Origin of the sequence: Amycolatopsis sp. WGS_07 (genome assembly GCF_045278895.1) — a bacterium.
Classification (GTDB): Bacteria; Actinomycetota; Actinomycetes; order Mycobacteriales; family Pseudonocardiaceae; genus Amycolatopsis.
The window spans coordinates 8,468,652-8,482,447 of the sequence record NZ_CP136053.1 but is presented as its reverse complement, the minus strand read 5'-3'; the positions used below and the strand labels follow the sequence as shown (position 1 = coordinate 8,482,447).

General features: G+C 71.5%; 13 protein-coding genes and 1 pseudogene. 6 read left to right on the top strand and 8 right to left on the bottom strand.

Features of this window, described 5'->3' with window-relative positions; all coding sequences use genetic code 11:
- Positions 1-7: 7 nt before the first annotated feature.
- Positions 8-250, bottom strand: coding sequence for a hypothetical protein (locus RPX00_RS39875; protein ID WP_406633403.1), 243 nt, complete (start codon positions 248-250; stop codon positions 8-10).
- A 198-nt stretch (positions 251-448) separates the two neighbouring features.
- Between RPX00_RS39875 and RPX00_RS39870 the strand changes: the two genes are divergently transcribed.
- From RPX00_RS39870 to RPX00_RS39855, 4 genes are all read left to right on the top strand, one after another.
- Entirely contained in the window at positions 449-1,435 is a 987-nt protein-coding gene (locus RPX00_RS39870) for a zinc-binding dehydrogenase (protein WP_406633402.1), read from the top strand.
- 73 nt (positions 1,436-1,508) lie between these two features.
- Positions 1,509-1,916 (top strand): RidA family protein, encoded by a 408-nt coding sequence (locus RPX00_RS39865; RefSeq protein WP_406633400.1) that lies wholly within the window; start codon positions 1,509-1,511, stop codon positions 1,914-1,916.
- Positions 1,913-2,758: an MBL fold metallo-hydrolase gene (locus RPX00_RS39860; RefSeq protein ID WP_406633398.1), complete on the top strand. Its 846-nt coding sequence runs from the start codon at positions 1,913-1,915 to the stop codon at positions 2,756-2,758. The genes RPX00_RS39865 and RPX00_RS39860 overlap by 4 nt, the downstream gene beginning before the upstream one ends.
- Positions 2,759-2,809: 51 nt before the next feature.
- Complete coding sequence (locus tag RPX00_RS39855) at positions 2,810-3,337, top strand: pyridoxamine 5'-phosphate oxidase family protein (protein ID WP_406633397.1); 528 nt, start codon at positions 2,810-2,812, stop codon at positions 3,335-3,337.
- 621 nt (positions 3,338-3,958) lie between these two features.
- Here RPX00_RS39855 and RPX00_RS39850 read toward each other — a convergent pair.
- Positions 3,959-4,468 (bottom strand): MarR family winged helix-turn-helix transcriptional regulator, encoded by a 510-nt coding sequence (locus RPX00_RS39850; protein ID WP_406633395.1) that lies wholly within the window; start codon positions 4,466-4,468, stop codon positions 3,959-3,961.
- Positions 4,469-4,523: 55 nt separating this feature from the next.
- On the opposite strand from RPX00_RS39850, the gene RPX00_RS39845 reads away from it, so the two are divergent.
- Positions 4,524-6,458, top strand: coding sequence for a DHA2 family efflux MFS transporter permease subunit (locus RPX00_RS39845; protein ID WP_406633393.1), 1,935 nt, complete (start codon positions 4,524-4,526; stop codon positions 6,456-6,458).
- On the opposite strand, the gene RPX00_RS39840 is transcribed toward RPX00_RS39845, so the two are convergent.
- The 3 genes and pseudogenes from RPX00_RS39840 to RPX00_RS39830 form a co-directional block, all read right to left on the bottom strand.
- Entirely contained in the window at positions 6,455-7,279 is an 825-nt protein-coding gene (locus tag RPX00_RS39840) for an HpcH/HpaI aldolase/citrate lyase family protein (RefSeq protein WP_406633391.1), read from the bottom strand. The two genes, RPX00_RS39845 and RPX00_RS39840, sit on opposite strands and share 4 nt — an antisense overlap.
- Positions 7,276-8,483 (bottom strand): annotated as a pseudogene (locus RPX00_RS39835) (CaiB/BaiF CoA transferase family protein). Before RPX00_RS39835 ends, RPX00_RS39840 begins: the two are co-directional and overlap by 4 nt.
- On the bottom strand, positions 8,480-10,051 hold the full coding sequence (locus RPX00_RS39830) for an SUMF1/EgtB/PvdO family nonheme iron enzyme (RefSeq protein ID WP_406633389.1): 1,572 nt from the start codon (positions 10,049-10,051) through the stop codon (positions 8,480-8,482). Before RPX00_RS39830 ends, RPX00_RS39835 begins: the two are co-directional and overlap by 4 nt.
- Between RPX00_RS39830 and RPX00_RS39825 the strand changes: the two genes are divergently transcribed.
- Complete coding sequence (locus RPX00_RS39825) at positions 10,040-10,417, top strand: hypothetical protein (protein WP_406633387.1); 378 nt, start codon at positions 10,040-10,042, stop codon at positions 10,415-10,417. The two genes, RPX00_RS39830 and RPX00_RS39825, sit on opposite strands and share 12 nt — an antisense overlap.
- A 1-nt stretch (position 10,418) precedes the next feature.
- Here the strand turns inward: RPX00_RS39825 and RPX00_RS39820 are convergent, their stop codons facing one another.
- The 3 genes from RPX00_RS39820 to RPX00_RS39810 are packed head-to-tail and all read right to left on the bottom strand — an operon-like array spanning position 10,419 to position 13,794.
- Complete coding sequence (locus RPX00_RS39820; RefSeq protein ID WP_406633385.1) at positions 10,419-11,312, bottom strand: ribokinase; 894 nt, start codon at positions 11,310-11,312, stop codon at positions 10,419-10,421.
- Positions 11,309-12,637, bottom strand: a complete 1,329-nt coding sequence (locus RPX00_RS39815; protein WP_406633383.1) for an ADP-ribosylglycohydrolase family protein — start codon at positions 12,635-12,637, stop codon at positions 11,309-11,311. The genes RPX00_RS39820 and RPX00_RS39815 overlap by 4 nt, the downstream gene beginning before the upstream one ends.
- Complete coding sequence (locus RPX00_RS39810) at positions 12,634-13,794, bottom strand: ADP-ribosylglycohydrolase family protein (protein WP_406633380.1); 1,161 nt, start codon at positions 13,792-13,794, stop codon at positions 12,634-12,636. Before RPX00_RS39810 ends, RPX00_RS39815 begins: the two co-directional genes overlap by 4 nt.
- Positions 13,795-13,796: the final 2 nt, after the last annotated feature.

The following is a 13,796-nucleotide window of genomic DNA, read 5'->3' as shown; positions in this document are numbered from 1 at the left end:
TTGCCGGTCAGCCGGTGATGTGCAGTTCGTAGGAAACGCGGCCGGTGCCCGCCTCGATGTTCTTGCTGCAGTAGAAGTTGTGGATTTTGCCCTGCTGCGCCAGCTTGTTGCCGTGCGCCTGGCAGCCGGCGGCGGTTGGGAACAGCAGGCCGTGGCCGGAAGCGGCGGCGGGACCGGCCGCCGACACGGCGATGGCGACCGAGGCGGCCCCGGCGAGCGCGGCGGCGGCGATCCGGCGGGAAAGAGTCATGCGGAAATACTCCTTGGGATAGGGGCGGAAAAGGTCCGCCCGGGTTTCGGTGTCGCATTTCCCACCGTGTCAGCGCCGGGTATTTCCGGCAATGGGGATTGCCCTTGAATGCGGTGCCGAATGCCCGAAATGAACTGTGCCGAAACGGCATGGTCCGGGGTCGGCGACGGCGAAGTGCGGGGTGTTAGGTTTGTAGACGTGACAACAAACCTGATGCGGGCAGTGGTTCACGAAGGCGCGGCGGGAGTCGGCGGGGTGCGGGTCGCGGAGGTTCCGGTGCCGCGCCCCGGACCGGGCGAGGTGCTGGTCCGGCTGAAGGCGGCCGGGCTGAACCACCGCGACCTGTTCATCGTGGACAGTCGCGATCCGGCCGCTCCGGCGACCGTGCTGGGCTCGGACGGCGCCGGAGTGGTCGTGGCGGGCGCTGCCGAGGTTGGCGCCGAGGTCGTCATCAACCCGTCCCTGGACTGGGCCGAGCCGGACGCGGTGCCGGAGGTGCCCGCGATCCTGGGCGTGCCGACGAACGGCACACTGGCCGAGTACGTCGTCGTCCCGGCGGGCAATGTCGTGCCGAAACCCGAGCATCTGAGCTGGACCGAAGCCGCCGCGCTGCCGCTGGCCGCGCTCACCGCGTACCGGGCGCTGTTCACCCGCGGCGGGCTGGTCGCCGGGGAACACGTGCTGCTGCCCGGCATCGGCAGCGGAGTCGCGACGTTCGCGCTCTCGATGGCGAAGGCCGTGGGCGCGACCGTCAGCGTCACTTCGCGCAGCGCCGAAAAGCTTGCCCGCGCCCGGGAATTGGGCGCGGACCGCGCGATCAGCAGCAGCGGGGACTGGGCGGCCGAACTCGGCGCACCGGTCGACCTGGTGGTGGACAGCATCGGCTCGGCGACCTTCGACGCCTGCCTGTCCGTGCTCCGCTCCGGCGGCCGGATGGTGACGCTCGGCGCGACCACCGGCCCGGATGTCGAGCTGTCGCTGCGCAATCTGTTCTTCCGGCAGATCAGCCTGCTGGGCACGTCGATGGGCAGCGCGCGGGAGTTCTCGCGGATGGTCGAGCTGGTCGCGGAGCATCGTGTTCAGCCGGTGGTGCACCACGTCTACGACCTGGCGGACGGGCCTCGTGCGCTGGCCGAACTCGCGTCCGGGGACCAGTTCGGCAAGCTGGTCGTGACCGTCGGCTGACCCAGGCGGCGAGTTTTTGTCGGTGCCTCGTGATCAACTGGTCACAGTACGAACCGAGGGAGGGGAACACCCGATGAGCAACCGCTGGAATCCCGAGACCGTCGCGGCGCCCGTAGGCCGCTACAGCCATCTCGCGCAGATTCCGGCCGGCCACGAACTGGTCGTGGTGGCCGGGCAGATCGGCGCGCGGCCGGACGGCACGCTCGCCGGACCGGACGCGGAGGCGCAGACGCGCGAGGTGCTGGCGAACATCGAACGCGTGCTCGCGGCCGCGGGAGCCGGGCCGGAGCATCTGGTGAAGGTGTTCAGCATGGTCGCCGGCGCCGAGCATCTGCCCGGTTTCCGCGCGGCGACCGGCGACGTGTTCAGCCGGTGGTTCCCGGAAGGCGATTGGCCGACGCAGTCGCTGATCGTCGTGTCGGCGCTCGCGAAACCGGAGCTGGCCGTGGAAATCGAGGCGATGGCGGCGGTGCCCCGATGACCATCACACTAGGACCATTGCGCATCGACCGGGTGGCCGAACTGGACCACTGGCGCTTCGCCCCGGCCGACCTGTTTCCCGAGGTCACCCCGGAACAGCTCGGCGAGCACCACGGCGACCTGGATTTGTCGATCACCACGTACCTGGTGCGCACTCCGGACCAGACCGTGCTCCTCGACGCCGGGAACGGCAACGCCAAGGAACGCCCGGTCCTGCTGGCACACCACCAGTTCGACACCCCGTACCTCGAGCGTCTGGCCGCGACGGGCGTCGCGCCGGAGGACGTCGACGTCGTCGTGGCCACCCACCTGCACCCAGACCACTGCGGCGGCTTCACCACGCTGGTCGACGGTTCCTGGGATCCGACGTTTCCGCGCGCCCGGTACCTGATCCCGAGCGAGGAATACGACTGGCTGCAACAACTGCACGCGTCGGCGCCCGACGGCGGCGTAGCGGGAGACCTGGCCCGGACGTTCGAGGACAGCGTGCTGCCGGTGGTCGAAGCAGGCCTGGTCGAGCTGATCGACCTCCCGTACGAGGTAGCCGACGGCATCACCCTGCGTTCCTTCCCGGGCCATACCGCAGCGCACCTGATCGCCGAACTCAACGGAGGCGGCCAGCACGCCCTGGCAAGCGGGGACGTGCTGCACCACCCGTTCCAGTTCGCGAACCTGACCCTGCCCCAAGGCGGCGACGCCGACCCAGCCGCCGCCGCTGAGTCCCGGCGAACCCTGTGCGAACTGGCCGTCGAGCGGGACGCGCTGCTGCTTCCCGCCCATTTCCCAGTCGGCCGAATCAGCCGCGACGGCGACGGTTTCCGCTACACCCCAGATTCTCCCTGACCGTTCTGGGGAGACGTGTCGATCCGAAGGAGCCCCATTCGACGCAGAGACATGACTAACTACGAACCCACTTCAACCCGCAACCTAGACCGCTACGGAAACGGCCCCCTGCCGTGGAGCCGCGCCCGCGATGTCCTGACCGCCGACACCCCGACCGCCGACCTGACGTTCTTCGTGTCCACCGTCCGCCCAGACGGCCGCCCCCACTCGGCGGGCGTAGGCGCGGTCTGGGTAGACGATGTCCTGTACTTCGTCGGAGGACCGGGCACGCGCCGCTCGCGGAACCTCGCGGCGAACCCGGCATGCAGCATTTCAGTGCGGCTACGCGGTGTCGACTTGGTGCTGGAGGGCGAGGCCCATCGAGTCACGGACACCGAGGTGGTGTCCCGTCTCGCCGAGGTCTACCGCTCCGGCGGCTGGCCAGCGACCGCCGAGGGAGACACGTTGACGGCCCCGTTCAGCGCCCCGAGCGCCGGTCCGCCCCCGTGGCACCTGTACCGGCTCACCTTGCGCCGGGCAGTGGGGGTGGCGACGGGGGAGCCGCATGGCGCGACGTGCTGGGAGTTCGCTGGGGATTGAGGCAGCGGGCTGGTCCTGCCGTGGGTGGATGCCGCTGTTCGCCGGGTGGGGGCGGTGGCTTGGTTCTGTCGTGGGTTGATGCCGCTGTTCGCCGTGATTCGGCGCGGCTGACCGCTTCCGTCGCGGGGTGGCCACGGCAGGACCAGGCACCGCTGCTCGCCGGGCGCATGCTGGCTAGTGGGTGGGTTCTGCGTTGGAGTCGCGTGGCGGGCGCGGCGGTGGATGTCGCTGCTTTGCGGGCGCGGCTTGGTTGCTGGGTGCGGTCTGCAGTGGAATCGAACGCCGAACGCCGACGCAGGCCGGACTGTGGTCGTGTGGGTCCGCCGAATGCCGGGTGCCAAACGCCTGGTGCCGAACACCGCACGTCGGGCGTTGAGCGCGGGCCGGACTGTGGTCGGGCGAGCCCACCGGACGTCGTGCGGCTGCCCGGCCCAGAGCGGGAATCGCTGTGGCTGAAACCGCATGCTGCCACCGCCACGGTGCCGGAGGTCGCGGCGAGGCGGCCACGGTCGAGCAACTGTCCGCCAGGCGCTTGCGCGGGATGCGCTCCCGGACGCTGCCACTCGCCGGGGCCAGTCGTCCCGGCAGGCGTCGAGTCCAAGCGGCAGAACCCGCCGCCAATCAAGCGCGGCCGTCCGGTCCCTCCCAATCCAGCAGCAGTTCCCGCAGGTCGTCGTTCATCCGGTCCTGCTCCGCGTGCGACAAAACCCCCAGCAGCCGCGCTTCCGTCTGGGTCTTCATCCCGAACACCTCGTGTGCCCGGGCCAGTCCCTCCTCGGTGAGGCTGACCAGGATCTGCCGCCGGTCGTCCGGGTCGATGTCGCGGCGGACCCAGCCTTTGCGTTCCAGGCCGGCGACGCGTTTGGTCACTCCGCCGGACGTCAGGCGCATGCTGTCCAGCAACTGACCGGCCGAGAGGCGGTACGGCGGGCCCGCTCGTTTGAGCGCGCCCAGCAGCTCGACCTCCCACAGGCCGACCCCGAAGGCGTCGAACTCGCGGCGCAGTTCGGTTTCCAGCAGGCGGGCGGCGCGCAGCAATCGGAAGCTCAGCGCCTTGCTGACCCGGTCTTCCGCGCGCACGCCGGTGATCTGCGCCATGACTCCGTCGACGTGGTCCCGCTCCGCTGGCATGGGCGAGTATTCTAACACCAGTAATTATCTTACCGGTCTCGAATCAGGACGTTTCGTGCAAGCTTCTCCTCAGCCCGAGCCCGATCCGCAGCGGTGGCGGGCCTTGTGGGTGTGCCTCATCGCGGGGTTCATGACGCTGCTGGACGTCAGCATCGTCAACGTCGCGCTGCCCTCGATGGAGCACGGGATCGGCGCGACGCCCGCGGACGTTTCGTGGGTCGTGTCCGGCTACGCGCTCACGTTCGGGCTCGCGCTGGTGCCCTCGGGGCGGCTCGGCGACGACTACGGGCGGCGTCGGATGTTCCTGCTCGGGCTGGCGTTGTTCGTGGCGACCAGCGTGCTGTGCGGCGCGGCGCCGAACGCGACCTGGCTCGTCGTCGCGCGGCTGGGGCAGGGTGTCGCGGGCGGGTTGCTGAATCCGCAGATCATCGGGCTGATGCAGCAGCTGTTCTCCGGACGCGAGCGAGGCAAGGCGTTCGGCGCGTTCGGGGCGACGGTCGGGTTGTCGACCGCGGTCGGGCCGGTGCTGGGCGGGTTGCTGATCCAGGGCATCGGCGTCGATCAGGGCTGGCGGTGGGTGTTTTACGTCAACCTGCCGATCGGGATTCTCGCCATCCTCTTCGGGCTGCGGCTGCTGCCGAAGGACGCGCGCAGCGGCCGGAAGCGGACGCCGGACCTGCTGGGGTCGGTGCTGCTCGGCGTGGCGGTCGTGCTGGTGATGCTGCCGTTGATCGAGGAAGAGGAACAGGCGACCTCGCCGCGTTGGTGGCTGATGGGCGTCGCGGCCGGGCTGCTGGTGCTCTTCGTCCTGTGGGAGCGCTGGCTCGGCAATCGTGGCAAGCAGCCGCTGGTGAACCTGAAGCTGCTGACCGTCCGCAGCTACTCGATGGGTTCCGCGCTCGGCATGGTGTACTTCGCCGGATTCACCGGGATTTTCCTGGTGCTGACGCTGTTCTTCCAGCAGGGTCTCGGCTACACGGCCCTGCAGGCGGGCGCGGCGATGCTCGCGTTCGCGATCGGCTCCGCCATTTCGCCGACGATCGGCGGGCGGCTCGTGCACCGGTTCGGCCGGCCGATGGTCGTGCTCGGCACGCTGCTCGTGGCGCTCGGGCTCGCCGCGACCGCCTGGCTGGTCCGGGACTACTCCGGCGCGAACACCGCGTTCGTGCTGGCCGCGCCGTTGTTCGTCGGCGGTTTCGGCAGCGGGCTGGTGATTTCGCCGAACTCGACGCTTGCGTTGGAAGAGGTTCCGCCCGCCGAGGGCGGCACCGCGGCCGGTGTCCTGCAGACCGGCCAGCGGATCGGGTCGGCGGTCGGCACTGCGCTCGGCGGGTCGCTGTTCTTCGGGGAACTCGGGCGTTCGCACGGGGATTACCACTCCGCGACCGCGCTCGGGCTGATCGGCTCGACCGCGCTGGTCGTGCTCGCCTTGCTCTTCGGGGTCGTCGACATCCTGCTGTCCCGGATCCGAAAGCGGCCCGCCCCACCGGCCGCGGTCTCCGGGGAAGTACGCGGGCTCGGTCCCGCCGAAACCGCGTCGGTGAGCCTGACGTCCTTGGAAACCCACGAAGTCCGCCGCACGAGCACCGGCGCGGGCGGCGCTTTCGCCCTCGACGCTCCGGCTGGCACGTATCTGCTGCTGGTCCAGGCGGGCGGCCGGGAGCCGGTGGCCCGGCACGTGCGGGTGGGCGGCGAGCCGGTGCGCGAGGACGTCGAGCTGGCGCGGTCGGTCCGGCTCACCGGGACGGTGCACGCGATCCGCGGGCCGTTCCCGGGAGCGCAGGTCGCGGTGCTGGACGCCGAGGGCCAGGTCCAACGGGTGACGGTCACGGACGAGGCGGGCCGCTACGCCGTCGACGACCTATTCCCCGGCGAGTACACCGTTGTCGTGACCGGATATCAGCCGGTCGCCGGGCCGGTGCAGCTGACGGACGAGGGGCCGGTCCGGTTCGATCCGTTGCTGCGGCTGGTTTCCGCCGACAAGGCCTAATCGGCGACGAGGGCCAGCACCGCCAGGGCCTGGTCGCGCATCGCGACGTCCAGGAACGTCCCGTCGGCGAGCGCGATCGCGCCCACGCCCGCCACGGTGGCACCGTCCATTCGGGACAGTATTTCCCGGGCGCGGGCGACCTCGTCCGGCGTCGGCAGGAACGCCGCGCGGATCGTCGGCAGCTGCACAGGGTGGATCGCCGTCCGGCCGCGGAACCCGAGCGCGCGCCCGGCCCGGCAGCTTTCCGCCAATCCCTCCAGATCGCGGACGTTCGCGTACACCGACATCGCCGGCGGGGGCAGCCGGGCGGCGCGGGCGGCGTTCACGATCCGGCTGCGCGCCCAGGTGAGTCCGGCCTCGTCGGCGAGCCGCAGGTCAGAGCGCAAATCCGCCTCGCCCAGCCCAAGGGACGCCGTCTGCGGCGAGGCGAGCGCGATCTCCAGCGCGCGTTCCACCCCGAGCGCCGACTCGATCAGCGGGTGCAATTCCCGTCCGGGCAAGGCATCGGCGTGCGACCGGATGTCGTGCGATCCTTCGACCTTCGGCAGCCGCGCGCCCACCCACGTCGGGAGCGCGGCGACCGCGGCCAGGTCCGCCGCGTGCCACGGCGTGTCGGGGTGGTTGATCCGCACCTGCACCGGACGCGACTCGGGCACCTCGGACAGCAGCCGGATCGCGTTGTCCCGCGCGGCGTCCTTTTGTGCGGGAGCGACGGCGTCTTCCAGGTCGACCAGCACGACGTCGGCGTCCGAGGCGAGTGCTTTGGCCACCCGGTCGGGCCGGTCCGCTGGGACGTAGAGCAGGGTCAGCGCGGGTGTCATACCGCTCCCTCCGCTCGAAGCTCGGCGATTCGTGCGGGGAGAAGCCCAGCGAGTCGAGCACCTCCTCGGTGTCCGCGCCGTGCGGCCGTCCGGTGAAACCGATGACGCCGTCGTTGTCCGACAGCCGGAACAGCGGGCCCTGCATCAAGGTCGGGCCGAGTTCCGGGTCCTCGATCTCGTGGATCGTGCCCAGTGCGCGGAACTGCGGGTCGGCCACGATGTCGGCCGCGTCGTAGATCGGCGCGACCGCGGCCTGCGCCTCCTCGAACGCCGCCACGACCTCCTCGCGCGTGTGCCGGGCGATCCAGCCGCCGACGGCCTCGTCCAGTTCGTCGGCGTGCGCCGCCCGGTCCGCGCCGGTCGCGAACCACGGTTCGTCGGCCAGTTCGGGGCGGCCGACCAGCCGCACCACGCGTTCCGCGATCGACTGTGCGGACGTCGACACCGCCACCCACTGCCCGTCGCTCGTGCGGTAGGTGTTGCGCGGCGCGTTGTTCGTGGAGCGGTTGCCGGTGCGCGGCTGGACGGTGCCGAGCTGGTCCCATCGCGTGATCTGCGGTCCGAGCATGGCGAGAATCGGCTCGATGATCGCGACGTCCACGACCTGGCCGCGTCCGGTGGCGGTGCGCCCGGTGAGTGCGACCATGATCGCGTACGCGGTGGCCAGCGATGCCACCCCGTCGGCGAGGCCGAACGGCGGCAGGGTCGGCGGTCCGTCCGGTTCGCCGGTCGCGGCCGCGAAGCCGCTCATGGCCTCGGCGAGCGTGCCGAAGCCCGGTCGCGCGGAGTACGGCCCGCTCTGGCCGAACCCGGTCACGCGGGCGAGCACCAGCCCCGGGTTCCGCGCGGACAGCTCCTCGTAACCGAGGCCCCAGCGTTCGAGCGTGCCCGGCCGGAAGTTCTCGATCACGACGTCCGCGGTCTCGGCGAGCGCCAGGAACACCTCGCGTCCGCCGTCGCTGCTCAGGTTCGCGGTGACGGTGCGCTTGTTGCGCCCCAACGTCTTCCACCACAGGTTGACGTCGCCCTTGGCCACCCCGTGCGTCCGCGACGGGTCCGGCCGCGACGGGTGCTCGACCTTGATCACCTCGGCGCCCATGTCGCCGAGGTGCATCGCGGCCATCGGCCCGGCGAACAACGTCGACGCGTCCACCACCCGCAGCCCGGCCAGCGCTCCGGCGGACGCTTCCCTCGACACGGTCATCGCGTCACGTCCCACGCGCAGCGGAATCCGACGGTCGCGGCGCGCGCTAGCCCAAGCCCCGGCAGCAGCAGCTTCACGCTGTAGTCCGGTGCCTGCCGTCCGCCCTCGACGTACCATTCGGAACCTTCGGCGCGATAGTCGCTGCCGCCCTTGAGCATCACGAACCGGGTCCTCCCGTCGGAGTGTTCGCTTTCGGTCCAGTTCCACACCGCGGGCGTGCCGCGCCGCAGGCCGCCGGTCTCGCCGGCGAGCTGCCATTCGTCCTCGGTCGGCAACCGGCCGCCGCGCCACGCGCAGTACGCGCGGGCGTCGTCGAGGTCCACGAAGGTCACCGGCTCGTCGTCGGCCCGGCCATCGGCCCAGTGCGCGAGAAAACGGTGCGGTTCGACCGGCTGATATCCAGTGGCGGCAAGGAATTCCGCGAACTGGCCGTTCGTGACCTCGGTGGCCGCGACCGCGACCGGCGACGCCAGCGAACCGTCCCGCTGCAGCGTCCGGGCGTCGTGCAGCCGCGGCGGCAACGGCTTCCACTCGTCCACGTACGGCGCGCCCTGGTACATCCCGGTCTCGCGGCCGCGGTACCGCACCGTCAGCACATACGGCCCGGCAGGCACCACGACTGCATCGGTCTCCGGCTGGCCACGCGACGGCTCCGGCCGCTGTCGGACGGCGAGCCGGTGCGGGAAACGGGCGTCGGGATCGTGGGGGAGGGTCGCCACCCGCGACAGCCACGACGGCTCCGGCGCACCGTCCGCGACCCGCAGCAACGCCGAGATCCCGCGCGCGGGCACGCGTCCGTCGGCGAAGAGATCGATCACCGGACCGTCCACGACCGGACCGGCGTAGTCCTCGGCGCCTCGGTTGACGACTGTCCACAGTGTCCAGTCGCCGAGTTCCCAGCGCGACGCGTAAACCCCGGCCGCCTCCGCTTCCGGCGTGAGCGGGGCCAACGGCGTCCATTCGCCCTCGCGCAGCAGGTCACCGGCCGCGCGCTGCACGGTCACCATCCGCCGCACGGTCGCCGCGTCGCGCTGCGACCAGCCGACCCACACGCCGAACACGACTTCCCACACCATCACGCCGACGCCGTTCAGCCACGCCGACTGCAACTCCTCGGTGTGATCGCGGTGCCACCGGCGGACGTGGTGCTGCATGTGCCGGCGCTCGTACCAGTGCGAACGCAGCACGCCCGGCACCGGCGAATCGGCGAAGAACTGCGCCCACGACGCCGAATGGTCCTCGATCCGCTCGACCGGCAGCTTCGACTCGCCCTCCAGCACGACCCCAGGCCGTGCCCGTTCGAGCTGCTCCACCAGGGCCGGATCGGCCTTCTTCAACGTGTCCAGGAAGACCCCGTCCGCGCCGAAATCGGCCAGCACCGCGGACAATTCCGTCGCGTCGTCCTCGCCCCGGCGGGTGCCGACGTCCCACGGGTTGTAGTCCACGAACACCCGCACGCCCGCCGAATGGAACGTGTCGACGAGCGCACCGAGGCCGGGCACGTCGCGGTAGAAATCCCACTGGTTGCGGTCGTCGAGGCCGATCACCGGGTACGCGTGCCACAGCACGACCGCGTCGAGGCCGCCGAACCGCTGGTGCGCGTCGGCGAGGAACCGCTCCGGCGTGAACCGGTGGTCCTCGAACGAATACAGCAGCTCGTCCCACAGCCAGACCTGCGCGACGGTGTGGCATCCGGCGGCCCACTCGGCTTCCGGCCGGTCGTAGGCGCGGCCGTGGTAACTGTGCCGCTGGTGGGCGTCGGCGCGCCAGTGCGCCAGCCGCGCGCGCCATTCCGCGCGGTCGGCGGGGTTGGCCGGGCCGACGAAAATCTTGGCCTCGTCCAGCGCGACGAGCTGCTCGGGGAGAGCGGCGCGCCGAGCGGGACCTCGGTCGGCTGGTCGATCGGGCGCGGGACGAGCGGGTCGAACACGTAGGTCATCGGGGGTTTCCTCCGGTCGCGAACGCGGCGACCTCTGCGGCGGTGGGCACGGCGGACTGCGCGCCGGGCCGGGTGACGGCGAGCGCGGCGGCGGCTCCGGCGCGTTCGGCGGCTTCGCGGAGCGGACGGTCTTCGGCCAGTGCCGCCGCGAGGACGCCGCAGAAGGTGTCTCCGGCTCCGGTGGTGTCCACTGGTGACACTCGGAATCCGGGCAGCTGTACGGTTTCCTGCTCGGCGACGACGCATCCGGCCGCGCCGAGCGTGATCACCACCGCGGGTGCGCGCCGCTGGAGGATCCGGGCCAGTTCCTCCGGCGTGCCCGACGTCCCGGCCAGGTCGGCGGCCTCGTGCTCGTTGACGACGAGCACGTCGAGATCAAGGTCGGGCAGGGGACGGGACGGAGCGGCGTTCAGCACCATCCGCGCGCCGGACCGCCGAGCGTGCGCGGCGGCCTGCACCGCGGAAAGCGGGACCTCCAGCTGCGCCAGCACGACGTCCGCCTCGGCGATCCGTTCCAGTTGCGCGTCGGCGAGCTGGAGCCGCGAGTTGGCCCCGGGGGCGACCACAATGGAGTTCTCGCCGTCCGGAGACACCATGATGAACGCGGTCCCGGTCGCACTGTCCACACACGACACCAGATCGGTACGCACTCCGGCCTTCGTCAACGAGGCCAACAGAAAGTCCGCACCGTCGTCGGTACCGAAAGCGCCGAGGAACGTCGTGTCTGCGCCGCCCGCGAGTGCTGCCGCGACGGCCTGGTTGGCTCCCTTGCCGCCGGGGCTGCGCCGGAGATCGCCGCCCAGCACGGTCTCGCCCCCGCCCGGCTGCCGGGGAACGTCGACCACCAGATCGACGTTCGCCGATCCGACGACGGCGACCCGCCCGGTCATCGTGTTACCTCGGCGGTGCGTGCGGCGAGGTCGGTGATCCGCTGTTCGCCGCCGGGCAAGGACGTCGCGATCCGGTTGTCGAGCGGCTTCGTCCACTGCTCGCCGATCCCGTCCACGCCCAGCAGCGCACCGACGACCCCGCCGACCGTTGCCGCCGCCGAATCCGTGTCCCAGCCAGCCGTGACAGCGAGCGAGATGCTCTGCCCGAAGTCGCCGTCGCCGCGAGTCAGCGCGTAGGCGATCACCGCCGCGTTGTTCAGCACGTGCACCCAATGCAGGTCGCCGTATTCCGCATGCAACCGGTCCAGCCCGTCCCGCACGGAACCGTGAGCAGCGGCTTCCCGCCCGAACCGCACTGCCGTAGCGAGCCGGCTCGAAGGCGGCAGAACGGTTTCCGCCGCGTCGAGGACACTGTGGACGGAGTCGCACACCATAGCCGCCGACGCGAGTGCCGCCGCCCACATCGCGCCGTAGATGCCGTTGTGGGTGTGGCTGAGCCGCGCGTCGACCCACGCCAGCCGCGCGGCGCTCCGGACGTCGCCGGGGGAGGCCCAGCCGAAAACGTCGGTCCGGATCAGCGCGCCGATCCACTCGCGGAACGGGTTGAGGTGCGTCGCGGTCTCCGGCACCGGCCGCGCGTCCAGGAGATTCCGGTACGCGGCGCGCTCGGCAGTGAACACCCGGCCGGCCGGGAGCTGCTCCAGCCAGAGCTGCGCGACATCGTCGGTGGTGAACTCGCGGCCGTGCCGTTCCAGCAGGGTGAGCGCGAGGATCGGGTAGTTGAGGTCGTCGTCCTCCGGCATCCCGGAGATGTTCTCCGCCAAGGAAGTCGGGGCCGACCGCCGGTTCCACGGCCACCGCGCGGCGACCTCGTCCGGCAGCCCGACCGCGGTGAACCACCTGTCCAGCGGCCAGCGTCCGGTCGCGCGCAGGATCTCCTCGATGCCCTCGCGCGGGATCTTCTCCACCGGCTTCCCGAGCAGGCAGCCCGCCGCGCGGCCGGTCCACGCGCCGAGCGTGCGGTCGCCGGACGGCTGGGGGAGGACCGGCGCGGACGGAAGCAGCGCGGCGATCGCGTCCCAGTCGTCCGGTTCGGCGGGGGCCGGGGCGGCGGGGAGCGCGGCCAGTTCGTCCAGCAGCGTCCGGGCCAGCGCCCGCAACGCTGGGGGCGCCGGCCGCGGTCCTGCCCCGCTCACCGCGGGCGCCGGGTCGCCGCCAGCGGCGATCCAGCGCTCCCACACCGAGGCGACGTCCTTGCCCTCCACAGTGGACTGGACGAACTCGTGCGCGAGCAGGTCTTCGGGCTGTGCCCAGGTGAGCCTCATGCGGCGTCCAGCGCGTCGAGGGCGGCGAGCCGGGCCTGCGTGCGCGCCCGGTCGGCCTTGACGATGTCGGCGGCGGCGGTTGCGAGCAGCCGTCCGGTCTCGCGCAGATCCATCTTGCTGGCCTCGCCGATCGGATCGATCCACTCGTCCGGCACGCACGCCGCCCCGCCGAGCCCGGCGCAGAGCGCGCCCGCCATCGACGCGATCGAGTCCGCGTCCCGGCCGTAGTTCACCGAAGCCAGCACCGCGCCCCGGTAGTCGCCCTGATGACCGAGCACGAAGCCCAGCGCGGCGGGCAGTTCCTCGATCGCCTTGGTCCGCGACGGCCGCCGCGCGTCCATCGACATCTGCCGGTACTCCGGCCCGACCGAATCGAACGGCGCGACCACCTCGCGGATCTTCCGCGCCAGCGCACGCTCCTCGTCATCGGTCTTGGGCGCGGCGTTCCACCCCCGGAAGGCATCGACAACTGCCTGCAGCGCGGCCAAAGTGCCGTCATGCGCGACGTCGAGCCCGGCCCGCACGACGTCGTCGACCGAGGCGCCCGGCGCGACCGAAGCGGCGACCATCGCGGCCAGCACCCCGGCGGCCTCGCGGCCGTAGCTCGACTGATGCGGCGCGGTCAGGTCGATCGCCTCGGCGTACGCCGCCCGCGGATCGCCCGGGTTCACCACTCCGACCGGCGCGATGTACATCGCCGCACCGCAGTTCACGATGTTGCCGACGCCGGCTTCGCGCGGGTCCGCGTGCCCGTAGTGCAGCTTCGCGACGATCCACTTCTCGGCGAGGAACACCCGCTGCAGCAGCAGCGCCGTCGATTCCAGCTCCGGCACCCAGCGCGGTTCGCCGATCATCAGCGGCACCAGGTCCTCGGCCATCGAGTACGCGTCGAGGTGCGCGCGGCGCTTCGCGTACACCTCCACGATCGCCCTGGTCATCAACGTGTCGTCGGTGATGTGCCCGTCGCCCTTGTGATACGGCGCGATCGGGCGCGCGTCCCGCCAGTTCGGGTACCAGGGCGGAACGATGCCGGTCACCCGGCCGCCGTGGCGCTCCTCGATCTGCTCGGGCGTCCACCCTTCGGTCGCGCCGCCGAGCGCGTCCCCCACTGCCGCGCCGGTGATCACTGCCACCGCGCGGTCCTCCAGCCAGGTCACCG

Excerpts from the sequence above, each read along its gene's own strand:
- RPX00_RS39840 (WP_406633391.1), bottom strand. The coding sequence starts at position 7,279 with ATGACACCCGCGCTGACCCTGCTCTACGTCCCAGCGGACCGGCCCGAC.
- RPX00_RS39820 (WP_406633385.1), bottom strand. The coding sequence starts at position 11,312 with ATGACCGGGCGGGTCGCCGTCGTCGGATCGGCGAACGTCGATCTGGTG.
- RPX00_RS39850 (WP_406633395.1), bottom strand. The coding sequence starts at position 4,468 with ATGCCAGCGGAGCGGGACCACGTCGACGGAGTCATGGCGCAGATCACC.
- RPX00_RS39860 (WP_406633398.1), top strand. The coding sequence starts at position 1,913 with ATGACCATCACACTAGGACCATTGCGCATCGACCGGGTGGCCGAACTG.
- RPX00_RS39815 (WP_406633383.1), bottom strand. The coding sequence starts at position 12,637 with ATGAGGCTCACCTGGGCACAGCCCGAAGACCTGCTCGCGCACGAGTTC.
- RPX00_RS39875 (WP_406633403.1), bottom strand. The coding sequence starts at position 250 with ATGACTCTTTCCCGCCGGATCGCCGCCGCCGCGCTCGCCGGGGCCGCC.
- RPX00_RS39865 (WP_406633400.1), top strand. The coding sequence starts at position 1,509 with ATGAGCAACCGCTGGAATCCCGAGACCGTCGCGGCGCCCGTAGGCCGC.
- RPX00_RS39855 (WP_406633397.1), top strand. The coding sequence starts at position 2,810 with ATGACTAACTACGAACCCACTTCAACCCGCAACCTAGACCGCTACGGA.